Genomic DNA, 15,145 nt, shown 5'->3' with positions numbered 1-15,145 from the left:
CAAGTGCTGTGCAAGCCCGGCTCCATCAAGCCCCACACCCACTTCACGGCTGAGGTGTACGTGCTGTCCAAGGACGAAGGTGGTCGCCACACTCCGTTCTTCAACAACTACCGTCCCCAGTTCTATTTCCGCACGACCGACGTGACCGGCTCCATCGAGCTGCCCGCCGACAAGGAAATGGTGATGCCTGGCGATAACGTGTCGATCACCGTCAAGCTGATCGCCCCCATCGCCATGGAAGAAGGTCTGCGCTTCGCTATCCGCGAAGGCGGCCGTACCGTGGGCGCTGGCGTGGTTGCAAAGATCATTGCGTAATTCTTAGAAAACTAGGAATACACAATGTCCAAGCAAAAAATCCGCATCCGCCTGAAGGCGTTTGACTACAAGCTGATCGACCAGTCGGCTGCTGAAATCGTTGACACTGCCAAGCGCACCGGCGCCATCGTCAAGGGTCCCGTGCCCCTGCCGACACGCATGAAGCGCTTCGACATCCTGCGCTCGCCGCACGTCAACAAGACCAGCCGCGACCAGTTCGAAATCCGCACTCACCAGCGCCTGATGGACATCGTTGACCCGACTGACAAGACGGTTGACGCTCTGATGAAGCTGGACCTGCCCGCAGGTGTGGACGTCGAGATCAAGCTGCAATAAGTACTTCACAGGCCCCTTGCGGGGTCGTTGAAGGGCTTTGATTTAACGCGAACTTGCTTGAAAAGGCAGTTCGCGTTAAAATTTGGGGCTTCGCCTTTCTTGAGCGAAGTTTTATCAACCTTCTTTCGTGCGCAAGGCCTTGGTCATCTGGGGCGGGAGCGCAACGCTGGGCCAATTGCAGTTTCAGCGGCGGAAGTTTTGGAGCAAACAAATGAGTCTGAGCAACTCCCTCGGGTTGCTGGGTCGCAAGGTGGGCATGATGCGTCTGTTCACTGATGATGGGGACGCAGTGCCTGTCACAGTGGTGGATGTGTCGAACAACCGCGTGACTCAGGTCAAAACCCAAGAGAACGATGGCTACGTGGCCCTGCAGGTCACTTTCGGTTCGCGCAAGGCATCTCGCGTGACCAAGCCAGAAGCCGGCCACCTTGCCAAGGCAGGTGTCGAAGCCGGTGAAGTGATGGGTGAATTCCGCGTGACCGAAGAAACCGCTGGCAAGTACGCCGCAGGCTCCGTCCTGCCCGTCGCCGAGCTGTTCTCGGTGGGCCAGAAGGTGGACGTGCAAGGCACTTCCATCGGTAAGGGCTTCGCCGGCACCATCAAGCGTCACAACTTCCGCTCGCAGCGCGCCTCGCACGGCAACAGCCGTTCGCACAATGTTCCTGGCTCCATCTCGATGGCCCAGGATCCAGGTCGCGTGTTCCCGGGCAAGAAGATGACCGGCCACATGGGCGATGAAACCATCACCACCCAAAATCTCGACGTGGTTCGCATTGACGAAGCACGCCAACTGCTCTTGATCAAGGGCGCTGTTCCGGGCTCCAAGGGTGGCTTCGTGACGGTGCGCCCCGCCATCAAGGCCAAAGCTTCCAAGGGAGCGAACTAATGCAGCTCGAACTCCTGAATGAACAAGGCCAGGCCGCATCCAAGTTTGATGCGCCCGAGACTGTTTTCGGCCGTGAATTCAACGAAGACCTCGTCCACCAGATCGTGATCGCCTACCGTGCCAACGCACGCCAGGGCACTCGCGCTCAGAAGGACCGCGAGCAGGTTCGTCACACGACCGCCAAGCCGTTCAAGCAAAAAGGCACCGGCCGTGCTCGTGCCGGTATGTCCTCCTCGCCTCTGTGGCGTGGCGGCGGCCGCATCTTCCCGAATCTGCCTGAAGAAAACTTCACGCAGAAGATCAACAAGAAGATGTACCGCGCCGGCATGGTTGCCATCCTGTCGCAGCTGGCCCGCGAAGGCCGTCTGGCCGTGGTGGACTCGCTCAAGCTCGAAAGCCCCAAGACCAAGGTGCTGGCCGACAAGTTCAAGGCCATGAACCTGGAATCGGTCATGGTGATCGCTGAAGAAGTCGACGAGAACCTGTACCTGGCTTCCCGCAATCTGAAGAACGTGTTCGTGGTCGAGCCGCGCTACGCCGACCCCGTGTCGCTGGTGCACTACAAGAAAGTGCTCGTCACCAAGGGTGCGATCGACAAACTCAAGGAGATGTTCGAATGAGCACGCTCAAGTTTGACGAAGGTCGTCTGATGCAGGTGTTGGTTGCTCCCATCGTGTCCGAAAAGGCCACCATGGTTGCAGAGAAGTCCAACGCCGTGACGTTCAAGGTGCTGCAGAGCGCCACCAAGCATGAAATCAAGGCCGCCGTGGAACTGATGTTCAAGGTGGAAGTTGCTGGTGTCTCCGTGGTGAACATCAAGGGCAAGACCAAGCGCTTTGGCAAGACCACCGGTCGCCGCGACCACGTTCGCAAGGCCTACGTGATGCTCAAGCCCGGTCAAGAGCTGAACCTGTCCGGGGAGGCTGCGTAATCATGGCTGTTATCAAGCTCAAACCGACGACCCCCGGCCAACGCGGCACGGTCAAGGTCACGCGTGACCATCTGCACAAGGGTGCAGGTTTCGCCCCCCTGCTGGAGCCTCAGCACCAGAAGTCGGGCCGTAACAACAACGGTCACATCACCACCCGTCACAAGGGCGGTGGCCACAAGCACCACTATCGCGTGGTGGACTTCAAGCGCACCAAGGACGGCATCCCCGCCAAGGTCGAGCGCATTGAGTACGACCCCAACCGTACGGCCCACATCGCTCTGGTGTGCTATGCCGACGGCGAGCGTCGCTACATCATTGCTCCGCGCAACCTGGAAGTCGGCGCAACGATCGTCAGCGGTTCGGAAGCCCCGATCCGCGTGGGCAACACCCTGCCGATCCGCAACATCCCCGTGGGTTCGACCATCCACTGCATCGAACTGAAGATCGGCGCTGGCGCGCAGATCGCCCGTTCGGCAGGTACGTCGGCTACGCTGCTGGCCCGTGAAGGCATCTACGCCCAAGTGCGTATGCGTTCCGGCGAAGTGCGCAAGGTGCACATCGAATGCCGCGCGACCATCGGTGAAGTCGCCAACGAAGAGCACAGCCTGCGCCGTCTGGGCAAGGCCGGTGTGAAGCGCTGGATGGGTATCCGCCCGACCGTTCGCGGCGTGGTGATGAACCCTGTCGATCACCCGCACGGTGGTGGTGAAGGCAAGACCGGTGAAGGTCGTCACGCTGTTGACCCATGGGGCAACCTGACGAAGGGCTACCGTACCCGTAACAACAAGCGCACGCAGTCGATGATTGTGTCGCGTCGTAAGAAGTAAAGGGTAGCAAATGACTCGTTCTCTTAAAAAGGGTCCGTTTGTTGACCATCACTTGCTGGCAAAGGCCGAGAAGGCCGTCGCCACCAAGGACAAGAAGCCCGTCAAGACCTGGTCGCGTCGCTCCATGGTTCTGCCCGAGTTCATCGGTCTGACCATTGCCGTGCACAACGGCAAGCAGCACGTGCCCGTGTATGTGACTGACCAGATGGTCGGCCACAAGCTCGGCGAATTCGCGCTGACCCGTACCTTCAAGGGTCACCCGGCGGACAAAAAAGCCAAGAAGTAAGGAATAGAACATGTCTGAAACACGTGCTGTTCTCCGTGGCGTCCGCCTGTCTGTGGACAAGGGTCGCCTGGTCGCGGACCTGATCCGCGGCAAGAAAGTGGACCAAGCCCTGAACATCCTGACGTTCACGCAGAAAAAAGCTGCCGTGATCATCAAGAAGGTGCTCGAGTCCGCCATCGCCAACGCCGAGCACAACGACGGCGCCGACATCGACGAACTGAAGGTCAAGACCATCTTCGTCGAACAAGGCACCACGCTCAAGCGCTTCACCGCGCGTGCAAAGGGCCGCGGCAATCGCATCAGCAAGCCCACGTGCCACGTGTACGTGACGGTTGGCAACTGAAAGGCCTGGGAAGAATATGGGACAGAAAATCCATCCTACCGGCTTCCGCCTGGCTGTTAGCCGCAACTGGGCCAGCCGTTGGTACGCAAGCAACCGCGACTTCGCCGGCATGCTGGCCGAAGACATCAAGGTGCGCGAGTTCCTGAAGGCCAAGCTGAAGAACGCCGCCGTGTCGCGCATCCTGATCGAGCGTCCTGCAAAGAACGCCCGCATCACGATCTTCTCGGCACGTCCTGGTGTCGTGATCGGCAAGAAGGGCGAGGACATCGAGAACCTGAAGAAGGAACTCGCAACCCGTCTGGGCGTGCCCGTGGCTGTGAACATCGAAGAAGTGCGCAAGCCTGAAATCGATGCCAAGCTGATCGCCGACTCGATCTGCCAGCAGCTCGAAAAGCGCATCATGTTCCGCCGCGCCATGAAGCGTGCGATGCAAAACGCCATGCGTCTGGGTGCCCAAGGCATCAAGATCATGTCTTCGGGCCGTCTGAACGGTATCGAAATTGCACGCTGCGAGTGGTACCGCGAAGGCCGTGTGCCACTTCACACGCTGCGCGCCGACATCGACTATGGCTTCTCCGAAGCCAAGACGACCTACGGTGTGATCGGTGTGAAGGTCTGGGTCTACAAGGGTGACACGCTGGGTCGTAACGACCTGCCGGCAGCCGAGACCCCCCGCCCCGAAGAAGAGCGTCGTCCTCGCGGCCCCCGTCGCGATGGTCGCGGCGATGGTCGTCGTGACGGTGCTGGCCGTGGTGCCCGCCGCCCCGCAGGCGCTAACGCAGCACCTGCAGACGGCAGCGACAAGCCCGCCGGCGCTGGCGCTGATTCCGTTAAGCGCGTTCGCAAGACTGACGCGCCCGCTACAGCAGCGGACGGTAAAGGAGAATAAAGATGCTGCAACCTGCTCGCCGCAAATACCGCAAGGAGCAAAAGGGTCGCAACACCGGTATTGCAACGCGTGGTAACTCCGTTGCTTTCGGTGACTTCGGCCTGAAGTCCACTGACCGTGGTCGCCTGACGGCACGTCAGATCGAAGCGGCTCGCCGCGCGATCTCGCGTCACGTCAAGCGCGGCGGTCGTATCTGGATCCGCGTGTTCCCGGACAAGCCAATCTCTACCAAGCCCGCAGAAGTGCGTATGGGTAACGGTAAGGGCAACCCCGAGTACTACGTGGCCGAAATCCAGCCCGGCAAGGTGCTCTACGAAATCGTGGGCGTCCCTGAAGAGCTGGCTCGTGAAGCGTTCCGCCTGGCCGCTGCAAAGCTGCCGCTGCGTACGACCTTCGTGTCCCGTCAAATTGGTGCCTAAGGAGAACAACATGACGAAAGCTGCTGAACTCCGCCAAAAAGACGTTGCCGGCCTGGAAGCCGAAGTGAAGTCCCTGCAAAAGGCTCACTTTGGTCTGCGTATGCAAAAGGCCACGCAACAGCTGGGTAACACGAACACGCTGCGTACCACGCGCCGTGACATCGCCCGCGCCAAGACCATCCTTGCTGAAAAGCAAGCCGCCAAGTAATCAGGAAGCCGACATGACGGAAGCTAAAAAATCCCTCAAGCGCACCTTGATTGGCAAGGTGGTCAGCGACAAGCGTGCCAAGACCGTGACGGTCATGGTTGAACGCCGCGTCAAGCACCCGATCTATGACAAGATCATGATCAAGTCCAGCAAGTACCACGCTCACGACGAGCAAGGTGAGTACAAGCTGGGCGACGTGATCGAAATCACGGAAAGCCGCCCGCTGTCCAAGACCAAGAACTGGGTTGCTACCCGCTTGGTGCAAAAGGCTGCTCTGGTGTAAGCCTACCTAGGCCCACCGGCTGCAAAGCCACAGGAAACGACCCACAATGTGGGTCGTTTTTTCGTTTGGGGACCGCCATTTCGGCAGCCCCCGGTTTTGCACCACAAAGGAGATAGAGATGATCAAAGTCGGAGATGCCCTGCCCGCTGCCACCCTGATGGAATACGTGGAAGTCGAAGGCAATGGCTGCAGCATCGGCCCCAACCCCGTGAAGCTGCCCGAAGCCGCTGCAGGCAAGACCATCGCGGTCTTCGCCGTGCCCGGTGCATTCACTCCCACCTGCTCGGCCAAGCATGTGCCCGGCTTCGTGGAGCAGGCCGAAGCCTTCAAGGCTGCCGGCGTGGACGAGATCTGGTGCCTGTCGGTCAACGACGCCTTCGTGATGGGCGCATGGGCCCGCGACCAGAAGACCGATGGCAAGGTGCGCATGCTGGCCGACGGCGACGCCGCATTCGCCAAGGCCACCGGCCTGACGCTGGATCTGAACGGCAAGGGCCTGGGCCTGCGCAGCAACCGCTATTCCATGCTGGTCAAGGACGGCAAGGTCGTCACGCTGAACGTGGAAGGCCCTGGCAAGTTCGAGGTCAGCGACGCGGCCACTTTGCTGGGCCAGGCCAAGGCCTGATCGCGCTGCCGGCCTTCTGGCCTGCGCACCGCGCTATTGCGAAAAAAGGCATTGCACCCGGGTGCAATGCCTTTTTGTATTGGGGGCGCTGGTTCAGCCAGGCCGGCCTAGAAAATATCGGCCTTGAGGTAGTGCGCCCCCGCGATGGGGTTGTGATAGTAGGGCGGGATTTCCTCGAAGCCCAGGTCGACGTAGAGGGCGCGGGCCGATTCCATGTCGTCCAGCGTGTCCAGCAGCACATGGTCATAGCCGGCCTGGCGCGCCACATCAAGCATGGCTTCGGCCAGCTGCCGACCCAGTCCGAAACCGCGAAAGGCCTTGCGCACGAACAGGCGCCTCATCTCGGCGGCATTGGCGTAGTCGCAGTTGTCCAGGGGGCGCAGGGCGCAGCAGCCGGCCACTGCGCCATCGACCCTGGCCAGCAGGATGTGGCCGCGCGGCGCAGCGTAGTCGCCGGGCAGATCGGCGATCTCGGCCTCGAAATCTTGAAATTGCAGATCGACATCCAGGCTTGCAGCGTACTCCCGGAAGATCTGGCGGACTTCGTCCCAGTCTTCCGCGGGATTCGGCGCCAGCAAGGCGACAGCAGGCTTGTCCACGGGCACTCAGCTAAAACGACGGAAAGCGCAGTGTAGCGGCAAGCGGCCCACCTCTGGCTGCGCCGTCAGAAAGCGCCACCAAGCTGCTGTACCCACCATGCCGCAGCGCCTGCCCCGAAGGCCAGGGCCAAGGCCAGCCAACGGCTGCCTGCCGTGTCGCGTGAGGCGGGTACTGGCGCGGACAACTGTTTGTCCCCGGTCACCATGGCTCGCACCAGGCCGCGCCCGCGCCAGGCATAGAACACGATGGCCAGAAGATGCAGGGCCACCAGTGCGTACAGCAAATACTGTCCCCAATGCGCGTGATAGGCCGTGGCCTGCGCCACCGTGTCGCCCGATGCGAAGCGGCTCAGCGGCCCGGAGAACGCAATCTCGTCATCGCTGAGCAATCCGCTGCCTACCTGGGCGATCAGCACCGCCAGCATGGCCAGCACGGACAGAGCGCCCAACGGGCTGTGGCCTGCGCTGTCGCTCTCCGCTCCTTGTCCGCGCAGATGGCGCAGCAGGGCGGAAGGTGCATGGATGAAGCTGGCAAAGCGCGACCAGCGGCCACCCACCAGGCCCCACAACAGGCGAAACAGCAGCAAGGCCAGCATGACATGGCCCAGCAGCAGATGCCAGTTCATGGCATTGCCGCCCAGTTTGGCCGTCACGACCAGGGCAATCACGGTTGCGGCCAGCAGCCAGTGAAACAGCCGGGTGGGCAGGTCCCAGATGCGGACCTTGTGCTTGGCGGCGCCTTGTGCGGTCGGTTCTTGTGCCATGGCATGAGCGTGTGGGTGGGAATGAGTGCATTGTGCCGACCTGCATTCCGGAGCCGGCAGTCAATGCACCCTGGCTGCGGTCAATCAAAGCTGCGCCCGCAAGGCGTCACTGCCATACTGACCCGGCAGATTTCCCCACACTCGAAAAGGAAAACCACGATGAAGAAAGTTTCTGCATGGGCGCTGGCCGCCCTGGTGGCCGCTACCGCGCTGCCGGCTTCCGCCCAGTTTGCCAAGTCCGAGGACGCCATCAAGTACCGCCAGGGCGCGCTGGCCGTGCTGGGCCAGCACTTCGGTCGCCTGGGTGCGATGGCGAACGGAAAGATCCCCTTCGATGCCAAGGCGGCCCAGGAAAACGCCGAGGTGGTGGCCTTCATGGCCAAGCTGCCCTGGGCAGGTTTCGGCGCAGGCACGGAGGGTGGAAAGGCCAAGCCTGAAATCTGGAAGGAGCAGGCCAAGTTCCAGGATCTGTCGGAGAAGATGCAGGCCGAGACGGTCAAGCTCGCTGCTGCGGCCAAGTCCGGCAACCTGGACCAGCTCAAGGCGGCCTTCGGCCCGGCCGCTGCCAGCTGCAAGGCCTGCCACGACAGCTTCCGCAGCCGCTGATCGGCATGCAGATGCAAAAAAACCGGCGTGATGCCGGTTTTTTTCTGGGCTTGCCTGTGCCGTATCAGGCTTCGGCCAGCAGTTTCTCGATCAGCCGGTGCAACTCGGCGAAGTCAGGCGCTCCCACATAGCGCTTCACGATGTCGCCGCGCTTGTTGACGATGTAGGTGGTGGGCGTCAGCTGCACATCGCCCCAGGCGCGGGCCACGGCGCCGGTGTTGTCCAGCGCCACCTTGAACGGCAGCTTGCGCGAATCGGCGAAGTTCACCACATAGCTGGGCGGGTCGTAGCTCATGGCCACGGCCAGGGTCTCGAAGCCCTGGCCCTGGAATTTCTGGTGGGTGGCGACGATCTCCGGCATCTCGGCCACGCAGGTGGTGCAGCTGGTGGCCCAGAAATTGACCAGCGTCACCTTGCCCTTGAAATCGGCCGTGGTCTGCTTGCTGCCATCCAGCAGCACGAAGGTCGATTGCGGCGCCGCCGTCTGGCCTGCGCCCGAATACACCCATGCGCCCATTCCGGCGGCTGCGGCGATCACCACGCCTGCGATCCAATGTTTGCTTGCCATAGCGACGATTGTGCCCAAAGTTGTGCCCGTAGGCCTGCACGCATGCCGTGCACCGCGTTTCGATGCGCGGCAAGGGCAAAAGTTCGGGTCTCGGTCAAGCGGGCCGTGTCGATAATGCCGGCATGACATTGATGGAAAGCTTTTTGATCCCCATGGCAAGGCTCCGCGCTCCTGCCATGCGGCTTGCTGCCGCTGTGCTGGTGTTGACGCCCTTGGCCGCATGCAGTCCCCGGCTGGATTGGCGGCAGGTTGCGGTCGAGGGCACGCCACTGCGTGTGCTTTTGCCTTGCGATCCGCAATCGGCCACCCGGCCGGTGGAACTGGGCCAGGGCATGGGCACGGTGCAGATGTCCATGATGGGATGCGACGCCGATGCGTCCACCTACGCGGTTTCCCACTTCCTGGTCAGCGAGCCCTCCAGGGCCGCCGAGATGCTGTCGTACTGGCAGGCGGCCGTGCTCGGTCAGATGAATCCGGGTGCGCCGGGACAGGCGCCGGCCGGCGCCAAGCAATTGCGCTCCAAGGAAGATGGCTCCTTCGTGCCTGCAGGCGCCTTGAATCTGCCGCAGTCGCTGCGCACCACGTTTGAAGGCGTGGGTCCCCAGGGCTGGAAGCTCACGGCCCATGGCGTGTGGTTTGCACGAATGGAGCCGGCGGGCGCGCGCCTCTACCATGCCGTGATCTACAGCGACAAGCCGCGCACAGACGAGGCCAACAACTTCTTCGCCAGCCTGCAACTGCAGTAGCAACAGGTTTGGAGCCACGGATGCGGGAGGCAACTGTGGCATGGAGCGCAGCGCAGGCGCGCCGTTTGCCCTGCATGCGCCTTCGCACGCCATAATCGACTCCGAACCCTGTGACTTCATGACCACGCGCATCCTTTTGTTCACCCACGCACCTTTGGCCCAGGCACTGCGCGAATGCGCCCTGCATGTGTTCGCCGACAGTGCCGAGGACGTCCTTGCCCTGGATGTGCCCGCTCAGGAGCCGCCCGAGGCCACCCTGATGCGTGCCGAGCAGTTGCTTGAAGACCATGGCGGCCTGCTGGGGCTGCCCACGCTGGTGCTGACCGACCTCTTTGGTGCGACGCCCTGCAACGTGGCGCAGCGCCTTGTGGCGCAACTGCCTGCCGGGCGGCTGGTGGCCGGAGTGAACTTGCCCATGCTGCTGCGCTCCATAGGCTATCGCCACGAGGCGCTGGAAGCCGTGGCCGAGCGCGCCTTGGCGGGAGGCAGCCATGGGGTGATGCAGGTGGGCGTGAACACGCCTCAGAACCAGAGTCCGCGACCATCCAATGATCAAGACCCCTATCACCATCAGCAATAAACTGGGCCTGCACGCCCGCGCCTCTGCCAAGCTCACCAAGCTTGCAGGCAGCTTTCCCTGCGAAGTCTGGATGAGCAAGGGCGAGCGGCGCATCAATGCCAAGAGCATCATGGGCGTGATGATGCTGGCTGCCGGCATGGGCTCCGAGGTGCTGCTGGAGACCGACGGAGCACAGGAGCAGGAAGCCATGGATGCGCTGACCGCCCTGATCAACGACAAGTTTGGCGAAGGCCAGTAATGTGCCTTTGCGGCGCTGGCAGACGGTGAGCGCAACAGAGCAACACGCGCTGGAACTGGACGATGCCGCATTGCGACGGTCCGGGGCCTGCGCAGCAGCAGGCAAAGGACAGGCGCAATGACGTTTGCAATCCACGGACTGGCCGTGTCACGGGGTATCGCCATAGGGCGTGCGGTGGTGGTGGCCTCCAGCCGCATGGAGGTGGTGCACTACTTCATCCGGCCCGACCAGGTGGACGCGGAAATCGACCGCGCCCGCAGTGCGCGCAATGCCGTCATCGACGAGCTGCGCCGCCTGCAGGATGAAATGCCCAAGGATGCGCCGGGCGAGCTCGATGCCTTGCTCGACGTCCACCTGCTGCTTTTGCAGGACGAGGCCCTGGCCGCCGCCATCAAGCACTGGATATCCGATCGCCTCTACAACGCCGAATGGGCGCTGACCACGCAGCTGGAGGTCGTCTCGCGCCAGTTCGACGAGATGGAGGACGAATACCTGCGCGAGCGCAAGGCGGACCTCGAGCAGGTGGTCGAGCGCATCCTGCGCCATATGAAGGGCATGGCCAGCCCCGTGCCCGCACCGGCCGAGCTGTTGGCAGTCGAGGCAACGGGGGAGGGCACGCCGCCGCAGCAGCCGCTGCTGCTCGATGGCGCCACCGAGGCGCCGCTGGTTCTGGTGGCGCAGGACCTGTCGCCAGTGGACATGCTGCAGTTCAAGAGCCGGTTGTTTGCCGGCTTCATCACGGCCGTGGGTGGCCGCACTTCGCACACGGCCATCGTGGCGCGCAGCATGGACATTCCTGCCGTGGTCGGCGCCCGGGCTGCGGGGCAACTGATCCGCCAGGACGACTGGATCATCATCGACGGCAATGCAGGGGTCGTCATCGTCGATCCCTCACCCATCATCCTGGCCGAATATGGCTTTCGCCAGCGCCAGAACGAGCTCGAGCGCGAGCGCCTCTCGCGCCTGCGCCACACGCCTGCGCTGACGCTGGACGGAGAGCGTATCGAGCTGCTGGCCAACATCGAGCAGCCCGGCGACGGGCCTGCGGCCGTGCATGCGGGCGCGGTGGGCGTGGGGCTGTTCCGCACGGAATTCCTGTTCATGGGGCGTGGCGGCAACCTGCCCGGCGAGGAAGAGCAATACCGGGCCTACCGCGAAGCCGTGGATGGAATGCAGGGCATGCCCGTGACCATTCGCACGCTGGACGTGGGCGCCGACAAGCCGCTGGACAAGGCCCAGCCCAAGGACTACTACCTGAACCCCGCGCTGGGTCTGCGCGCCATCCGCTGGAGCCTGGCCGATCCGGCCATGTTCCGCACCCAGCTGCGCGCCATCCTGCGTGCTGCCGCGCATGGGCAGATCCATCTGCTGTTCCCCATGCTGGCCCACCAAAGCGAGATCGAGCAGACCCTGGCCCAGGTGAGGTTGGCGCAAAGCGAGCTTGACGCGCGCGGCGTGGCGCACGGCCCGGTCAAGCTGGGCGCCATGATCGAGGTGCCTGCGGCAGCGCTGATCGTGCGCACCTTCCTGCGCTATTTCGACTTCCTGTCCATCGGCACCAACGACCTGATCCAGTACACGCTGGCCATCGACCGCGCCGACGAGACCGTGGCCCATCTCTACGATCCCCTGCATCCCGCCGTGCTCAAGCTGGTGGCGGATGTGATCGCCGAAGGAAGGGCGCAAGGCAAGAGCGTCTGTGTCTGCGGGGAGACCGCCGGCGATGTGGCCATGACGCGCCTGCTGCTGGGCCTGGGCCTGCGCAGCTTTTCCATGCATCCGGCGCAGATCCTGGTCGTCAAGCAGGAAATCTTGCGTGCCGACACACGCAAGCTGGCCGCCTGGGCGCAGGAAGTCCTTCGTTCGGACAGCCCGGCAGCGCTGCTGAGCCCATGACTTCGGTCAAGTGAAGGCGCGAGGCAAAAAAATCACAACTTCAGTTGCGATTGATTCTCATTCGATGTTATGATCCGCCCCAATGCAGCAAGAAGCTCTCTGGTGGGGAATTCGAGCTGCAAGCTTTTTCAGTTTCATCGTGGGGCGACTCGCCAGGCCTGTTCAGCCTGCAGCAAGTCGGTTTGCCAGCCAGCGGTCTGCCGGTTAGCCAGGCTTTTTTTCTACGTGGAACGGGAAAGCACGATTGCATTCAATTCAAGCAGGGCATGCACGTTGGCCCTGCTTTTTTATTGCCTTCAACTGCGTCGGCATCAGTTGTTTTCCGGCTCAGGATGGCCTCGCACGACAAAGCGCCGCGAAAACCCCAGGGGGCGCGTGACGGCGCGCGGATCGCCAAGAAATGGCAGCCGGAATCCAGGTTCCTGCAGGATTTCGACACTCCAGTCCGTATTTCCCATGAATCGAAATCGCACCAGCGATCGTTCGTCCGATGGCAGCAACGAGAAGCTGCCCGTGGAATACATGCTGCCTATCACGGCCTTGTCGAGTGCCTGCAAATTCTCGTCGAGCAGCGTGATCCGCAGCATCTCCTCCATGGGCGTGTCATCGGTGGTGAACAGAAGGTAGAGGTCGTTCCATTGAAAGGCTGCCTCGAGAATGGTGCCGTCCACCAGAAAGGGCGTTGCATTCCCGTTGAGCACCAGGCGGCTTTGCGGTACCTGCCCTGCAGGATGGGATGCGGCGGGCTGCAGTGACAACTGCCGGTCGGAGAGGATGCGCATCTGTTGTCCTGAAGTGTCACCAGAGGAACTCGACGCCTATGGCAGCCAGTGCCCCGCCGACAAATGCGCCGACCACCACGCAGGCAGGTGCCCCGGGCCCGCAGGCCAGCCCGGCCAGGGCACCACCTGCCATGCCTCCACCGATCCCGGCACCTGTGACGGCCAATTCCTTGCCGGCGGCCTCCACCTTGTTGTCTGCGTTGGCGATGGTGTAGACCGATACCGCAATGGAGAAGACCAGGAGGCCGCGTCCTGCCCGGGAGAGCGTGCGCATTCTCTGGGTGATGGCGGCATTGGACTTGCCGGCGGATTTGACGATTTCGCCATACACGGCGTTTTGCTGGGCCGCCGTGAGGCGATCGAACCGCACGTTGGGGCCGTGCAATTGCTGGGCCTTGCGGGCAATCAGCTCATTGAGCGTCTTGCCCTCGCTCTTGATGCGTTGCGCCATGGCTCTGCCCACGGGGGTGCTGCGGCCTCGGATGATCTCCATGATGACATTGCGCGCCTCCTGGGCCTGTTGTGCAGCCTGTCCCCAGGTGATGCGACCGCTCGTGGCCTGCAACTGAAGCTCGTTGGCCATGGCCTGAATCTGTCGGGCATAGGCCAGGCGTGCAGATGAGTCCAGCGAGAGATGCACCCCGGCATTGGCAACCTCTGCTTTCAGTGCCTGTATGGCGGCATCGAATGCTGCACGGTCCTTTTGCTCGTCATTGGCCATATGCACTTATCCCTTTGTCAATGGAGCGGCGCCCGAACGCCCGAAATCCTGGATTTCATGTCGTTGAGCCGCATTCCTGGGTCGTTCGGATTTTTTGAATGCAGAAAGCATTCGGAAAATCGGCATCATAAAGAGATCGGGAAATTCATCAACCGAGATGCCGGTGACATCGATTATTTGTTGCTGAATGTGTATTCAGGTCAAAACCGGCGCCTGAATGGCATGCCTCCAGACATGAAAAAGGGGATGGCCTGCAAAGGCCATCCCCGAAGTGCGTGAAGAAGGCCGCCCTGCAGGCAGGCGGCCATCGCCGGCTCAGACGCCGGCGGCGTGTGCCTGCTGGTCCGCGTGGTAGCTCGAGCGCACCATGGCGCCCACGGCTGCATGCGTGAAGCCCATCTTGTACGCCTCTTCCTCGAACATCTTGAAGGTGTCGGGGTGCACGTAGCGACGCACCGGCAGGTGGCTGTTGCTGGGTGCCAGGTATTGGCCGATGGTCAGCATGTCGATGTCATGCGCACGCATGTCGCGCATGACCTGCAGGATTTCCTCATCGGTCTCGCCCAGGCCGACCATGATGCCGCTCTTGGTCGGAACCTTGGGGTGCAAGGCCTTGAACTTCTTGAGCAGGTTCAGCGAGAACTGGTAGTCCGAGCCGGGACGCGCTTCCTTGTACAGGCGCGGTGCGGTCTCCAGGTTGTGGTTCATCACATCGGGAGGCGCGGCCTTGAGGATTTCCAGCGCACGGTCGTCGCGGCCACGGAAGTCGGGCACCAGGATCTCGATCTGGGTCAGCGGCGAGAGCTCGCGGATGTTCTTGATGCACTCGACGAAGTGGCCCGAGCCACCATCGCGCAGGTCGTCGCGATCCACGCTGGTGATGACCACGTATTTCAGGCGCAGCTCGGCAATCGTCTTGGCGAGGTTGAGCGGTTCGTTGGTGTCCAGCGGGTCGGGACGGCCGTGGCCCACATCGCAGAACGGGCAGCGGCGCGTGCACTTGTCTCCCATGATCATGAAGGTGGCCGTGCCCTTGCCAAAGCACTCGCCGATGTTGGGGCAGGAGGCTTCCTCGCAGACCGTGTGCAGCTTGTTGGCGCGCAGGATGTCCTTGATCTCGTAGAAGCGCGTGGTGGGGCTGCCCGCCTTGACGCGAATCCACTCGGGCTTCTTGAGTGCTTCGCCATGCTCGACCTTGATCGGGATGCGCGAAAGCTTCGCTGCCGCCTTCTGCTTGGCCAGCGGGTTGTACTCGGCTTGTGACTGCGCTTCGCGCACGACGGTGTTGATGGTCATG

At 62.2% G+C, this 15,145-nt stretch carries 24 protein-coding genes and 1 pseudogene; 19 read left to right on the top strand and 6 right to left on the bottom strand.

Features of this window, described 5'->3' with window-relative positions; translation table 11 throughout:
• The 13 genes and pseudogenes from GRX31_RS27660 to GRX31_RS27600 all read left to right on the top strand — a co-directional run.
• Nucleotides 1-315 (top strand): annotated as a pseudogene (locus GRX31_RS27660) (hypothetical protein); the annotation flags it as partial.
• A 24-nt stretch (nt 316-339) separates the two neighbouring features.
• Nucleotides 340-651: a 30S ribosomal protein S10 gene (rpsJ, locus tag GRX31_RS27655; RefSeq protein ID WP_003059431.1), complete on the top strand. Its 312-nt coding sequence runs from the start codon at nt 340-342 to the stop codon at nt 649-651.
• Between the two features lie 211 nt (nt 652-862).
• Entirely contained in the window at nt 863-1,537 is a 675-nt protein-coding gene (rplC, locus tag GRX31_RS27650) for a 50S ribosomal protein L3 (RefSeq protein ID WP_012202329.1), read from the top strand.
• The gene (gene rplD, locus GRX31_RS27645) at nt 1,537-2,157 is read left to right on the top strand and encodes a 50S ribosomal protein L4 (protein ID WP_012202330.1); all 621 of its coding nucleotides are present in this window, start codon (nt 1,537-1,539) and stop codon (nt 2,155-2,157) included. The genes rplC and rplD overlap by 1 nt, the downstream gene beginning before the upstream one ends.
• Nucleotides 2,154-2,468: a 50S ribosomal protein L23 gene (gene rplW / locus GRX31_RS27640; protein ID WP_012202331.1), complete on the top strand. Its 315-nt coding sequence runs from the start codon at nt 2,154-2,156 to the stop codon at nt 2,466-2,468. The genes rplD and rplW overlap by 4 nt, the downstream gene beginning before the upstream one ends.
• A 2-nt stretch (nt 2,469-2,470) precedes the next feature.
• On the top strand, nt 2,471-3,295 hold the full coding sequence (gene rplB, locus GRX31_RS27635; RefSeq protein ID WP_012202332.1) for a 50S ribosomal protein L2: 825 nt from the start codon (nt 2,471-2,473) through the stop codon (nt 3,293-3,295).
• Nucleotides 3,296-3,305: 10 nt separating this feature from the next.
• The gene (gene rpsS / locus GRX31_RS27630; protein ID WP_012202333.1) at nt 3,306-3,581 is read left to right on the top strand and encodes a 30S ribosomal protein S19; all 276 of its coding nucleotides are present in this window, start codon (nt 3,306-3,308) and stop codon (nt 3,579-3,581) included.
• A 10-nt stretch (nt 3,582-3,591) separates the two neighbouring features.
• On the top strand, nt 3,592-3,924 hold the full coding sequence (gene rplV / locus GRX31_RS27625) for a 50S ribosomal protein L22 (RefSeq protein WP_012202334.1): 333 nt from the start codon (nt 3,592-3,594) through the stop codon (nt 3,922-3,924).
• Nucleotides 3,925-3,940: 16 nt separating this feature from the next.
• A complete protein-coding gene (gene rpsC / locus GRX31_RS27620; protein WP_012202335.1) occupies nt 3,941-4,813 on the top strand; it encodes a 30S ribosomal protein S3 in 873 nt (290 codons plus the stop codon).
• Nucleotides 4,814-4,815: 2 nt separating this feature from the next.
• Nucleotides 4,816-5,232, top strand: coding sequence for a 50S ribosomal protein L16 (gene rplP / locus GRX31_RS27615; RefSeq protein ID WP_012202336.1), 417 nt, complete (start codon nt 4,816-4,818; stop codon nt 5,230-5,232).
• Nucleotides 5,233-5,242: 10 nt separating this feature from the next.
• Nucleotides 5,243-5,440: a 50S ribosomal protein L29 gene (gene rpmC / locus GRX31_RS27610; protein WP_012202337.1), complete on the top strand. Its 198-nt coding sequence runs from the start codon at nt 5,243-5,245 to the stop codon at nt 5,438-5,440.
• 13 nt (nt 5,441-5,453) lie between these two features.
• Nucleotides 5,454-5,723 carry a 30S ribosomal protein S17 gene (rpsQ, locus tag GRX31_RS27605; protein WP_016448513.1) on the top strand — a complete coding sequence of 90 codons (270 nt, stop codon included), beginning with the start codon at nt 5,454-5,456 and terminating at the stop codon, nt 5,721-5,723.
• A gap of 118 nt (nt 5,724-5,841) precedes the next feature.
• Nucleotides 5,842-6,348, top strand: a complete 507-nt coding sequence (locus GRX31_RS27600) for a peroxiredoxin (protein ID WP_016448512.1) — start codon at nt 5,842-5,844, stop codon at nt 6,346-6,348.
• A 107-nt stretch (nt 6,349-6,455) separates the two neighbouring features.
• Here GRX31_RS27600 and GRX31_RS27595 read toward each other — a convergent pair whose 3' ends face one another.
• Together GRX31_RS27595 and GRX31_RS27590 are read right to left on the bottom strand one after the other, a co-directional pair.
• Nucleotides 6,456-6,947, bottom strand: a complete 492-nt coding sequence (locus GRX31_RS27595; protein ID WP_016448511.1) for a GNAT family N-acetyltransferase — start codon at nt 6,945-6,947, stop codon at nt 6,456-6,458.
• Nucleotides 6,948-7,012: 65 nt separating this feature from the next.
• Nucleotides 7,013-7,711, bottom strand: coding sequence for a cytochrome b/b6 domain-containing protein (locus GRX31_RS27590; protein WP_016453566.1), 699 nt, complete (start codon nt 7,709-7,711; stop codon nt 7,013-7,015).
• A 159-nt stretch (nt 7,712-7,870) separates the two neighbouring features.
• Between GRX31_RS27590 and GRX31_RS27585 the strand changes: the two genes are divergently transcribed.
• Nucleotides 7,871-8,317: a c-type cytochrome gene (locus GRX31_RS27585; RefSeq protein WP_016448509.1), complete on the top strand. Its 447-nt coding sequence runs from the start codon at nt 7,871-7,873 to the stop codon at nt 8,315-8,317.
• Nucleotides 8,318-8,381: 64 nt separating this feature from the next.
• Here the strand turns inward: GRX31_RS27585 and GRX31_RS27580 are convergent, their stop codons facing one another.
• Nucleotides 8,382-8,885: a TlpA disulfide reductase family protein gene (locus GRX31_RS27580; protein WP_017403794.1), complete on the bottom strand. Its 504-nt coding sequence runs from the start codon at nt 8,883-8,885 to the stop codon at nt 8,382-8,384.
• 275 nt (nt 8,886-9,160) lie between these two features.
• On the opposite strand from GRX31_RS27580, the gene GRX31_RS27575 reads away from it, so the two are divergent.
• From GRX31_RS27575 to ptsP, 4 genes are all read left to right on the top strand, one after another.
• Nucleotides 9,161-9,631 (top strand): hypothetical protein, encoded by a 471-nt coding sequence (locus tag GRX31_RS27575; protein WP_227468475.1) that lies wholly within the window; start codon nt 9,161-9,163, stop codon nt 9,629-9,631.
• Between the two features lie 118 nt (nt 9,632-9,749).
• The gene (locus GRX31_RS27570) at nt 9,750-10,211 is read left to right on the top strand and encodes a PTS sugar transporter subunit IIA (RefSeq protein ID WP_026061990.1); all 462 of its coding nucleotides are present in this window, start codon (nt 9,750-9,752) and stop codon (nt 10,209-10,211) included.
• Nucleotides 10,180-10,449, top strand: a complete 270-nt coding sequence (locus GRX31_RS27565; RefSeq protein WP_016448505.1) for an HPr family phosphocarrier protein — start codon at nt 10,180-10,182, stop codon at nt 10,447-10,449. Before GRX31_RS27570 ends, GRX31_RS27565 begins: the two co-directional genes overlap by 32 nt.
• Nucleotides 10,450-10,566: 117 nt before the next feature.
• Nucleotides 10,567-12,345: a phosphoenolpyruvate--protein phosphotransferase gene (gene ptsP / locus GRX31_RS27560; RefSeq protein ID WP_016453564.1), complete on the top strand. Its 1,779-nt coding sequence runs from the start codon at nt 10,567-10,569 to the stop codon at nt 12,343-12,345.
• Nucleotides 12,346-12,656: 311 nt separating this feature from the next.
• Here the strand turns inward: ptsP and GRX31_RS27555 are convergent, their stop codons facing one another.
• Both GRX31_RS27555 and GRX31_RS27550 read right to left on the bottom strand, forming a co-directional pair.
• Nucleotides 12,657-13,127, bottom strand: a complete 471-nt coding sequence (locus GRX31_RS27555) for a hypothetical protein (protein ID WP_154833248.1) — start codon at nt 13,125-13,127, stop codon at nt 12,657-12,659.
• A gap of 16 nt (nt 13,128-13,143) precedes the next feature.
• A complete protein-coding gene (locus GRX31_RS27550) occupies nt 13,144-13,854 on the bottom strand; it encodes a hypothetical protein (RefSeq protein WP_034368188.1) in 711 nt (236 codons plus the stop codon).
• 51 nt (nt 13,855-13,905) lie between these two features.
• On the opposite strand from GRX31_RS27550, the gene GRX31_RS27545 reads away from it, so the two are divergent.
• The gene (locus GRX31_RS27545) at nt 13,906-14,127 is read left to right on the top strand and encodes a hypothetical protein (RefSeq protein WP_160855769.1); all 222 of its coding nucleotides are present in this window, start codon (nt 13,906-13,908) and stop codon (nt 14,125-14,127) included.
• A 36-nt stretch (nt 14,128-14,163) separates the two neighbouring features.
• On the opposite strand, the gene lipA is transcribed toward GRX31_RS27545, so the two are convergent.
• Nucleotides 14,164-15,144 (bottom strand): lipoyl synthase, encoded by a 981-nt coding sequence (gene lipA / locus GRX31_RS27540; RefSeq protein ID WP_160855767.1) that lies wholly within the window; start codon nt 15,142-15,144, stop codon nt 14,164-14,166.
• Between the last annotated feature and the right edge of the window lies 1 nt (nt 15,145).

Origin of the sequence: Delftia sp. CH05 (assembly GCF_009827015.1) — a bacterium.
Lineage (GTDB): Bacteria > Pseudomonadota > Gammaproteobacteria > Burkholderiales > Burkholderiaceae_C > Comamonas > Comamonas tsuruhatensis.
The sequence above is the reverse complement of the archived record's forward strand: the minus strand, read 5'-3'. Positions and strand labels throughout refer to the sequence as shown.

Bases quoted from the DNA above. Each gene is read 5' to 3' on its own strand.
- GRX31_RS27590 (WP_016453566.1), bottom strand. From the start codon at position 7,711: ATGGCACAAGAACCGACCGCACAAGGCGCCGCCAAGCACAAGGTCCGC.
- GRX31_RS27580 (WP_017403794.1), bottom strand. From the start codon at position 8,885: ATGGCAAGCAAACATTGGATCGCAGGCGTGGTGATCGCCGCAGCCGCC.
- rplV (WP_012202334.1), top strand. From the start codon at position 3,592: ATGTCTGAAACACGTGCTGTTCTCCGTGGCGTCCGCCTGTCTGTGGAC.
- rpmC (WP_012202337.1), top strand. From the start codon at position 5,243: ATGACGAAAGCTGCTGAACTCCGCCAAAAAGACGTTGCCGGCCTGGAA.
- GRX31_RS27555 (WP_154833248.1), bottom strand. From the start codon at position 13,127: ATGCGCATCCTCTCCGACCGGCAGTTGTCACTGCAGCCCGCCGCATCC.
- rplP (WP_012202336.1), top strand. From the start codon at position 4,816: ATGCTGCAACCTGCTCGCCGCAAATACCGCAAGGAGCAAAAGGGTCGC.
- rpsQ (WP_016448513.1), top strand. From the start codon at position 5,454: ATGACGGAAGCTAAAAAATCCCTCAAGCGCACCTTGATTGGCAAGGTG.
- rplC (WP_012202329.1), top strand. From the start codon at position 863: ATGAGTCTGAGCAACTCCCTCGGGTTGCTGGGTCGCAAGGTGGGCATG.
- rplW (WP_012202331.1), top strand. From the start codon at position 2,154: ATGAGCACGCTCAAGTTTGACGAAGGTCGTCTGATGCAGGTGTTGGTT.
- GRX31_RS27585 (WP_016448509.1), top strand. From the start codon at position 7,871: ATGAAGAAAGTTTCTGCATGGGCGCTGGCCGCCCTGGTGGCCGCTACC.
- rpsJ (WP_003059431.1), top strand. From the start codon at position 340: ATGTCCAAGCAAAAAATCCGCATCCGCCTGAAGGCGTTTGACTACAAG.
- lipA (WP_160855767.1), bottom strand. From the start codon at position 15,144: ATGACCATCAACACCGTCGTGCGCGAAGCGCAGTCACAAGCCGAGTAC.
- rpsS (WP_012202333.1), top strand. From the start codon at position 3,306: ATGACTCGTTCTCTTAAAAAGGGTCCGTTTGTTGACCATCACTTGCTG.
- rplD (WP_012202330.1), top strand. From the start codon at position 1,537: ATGCAGCTCGAACTCCTGAATGAACAAGGCCAGGCCGCATCCAAGTTT.
- GRX31_RS27600 (WP_016448512.1), top strand. From the start codon at position 5,842: ATGATCAAAGTCGGAGATGCCCTGCCCGCTGCCACCCTGATGGAATAC.
- GRX31_RS27570 (WP_026061990.1), top strand. From the start codon at position 9,750: ATGACCACGCGCATCCTTTTGTTCACCCACGCACCTTTGGCCCAGGCA.
- rpsC (WP_012202335.1), top strand. From the start codon at position 3,941: ATGGGACAGAAAATCCATCCTACCGGCTTCCGCCTGGCTGTTAGCCGC.
- GRX31_RS27565 (WP_016448505.1), top strand. From the start codon at position 10,180: ATGATCAAGACCCCTATCACCATCAGCAATAAACTGGGCCTGCACGCC.
- GRX31_RS27545 (WP_160855769.1), top strand. From the start codon at position 13,906: ATGTCGTTGAGCCGCATTCCTGGGTCGTTCGGATTTTTTGAATGCAGA.
- rplB (WP_012202332.1), top strand. From the start codon at position 2,471: ATGGCTGTTATCAAGCTCAAACCGACGACCCCCGGCCAACGCGGCACG.
- ptsP (WP_016453564.1), top strand. From the start codon at position 10,567: ATGACGTTTGCAATCCACGGACTGGCCGTGTCACGGGGTATCGCCATA.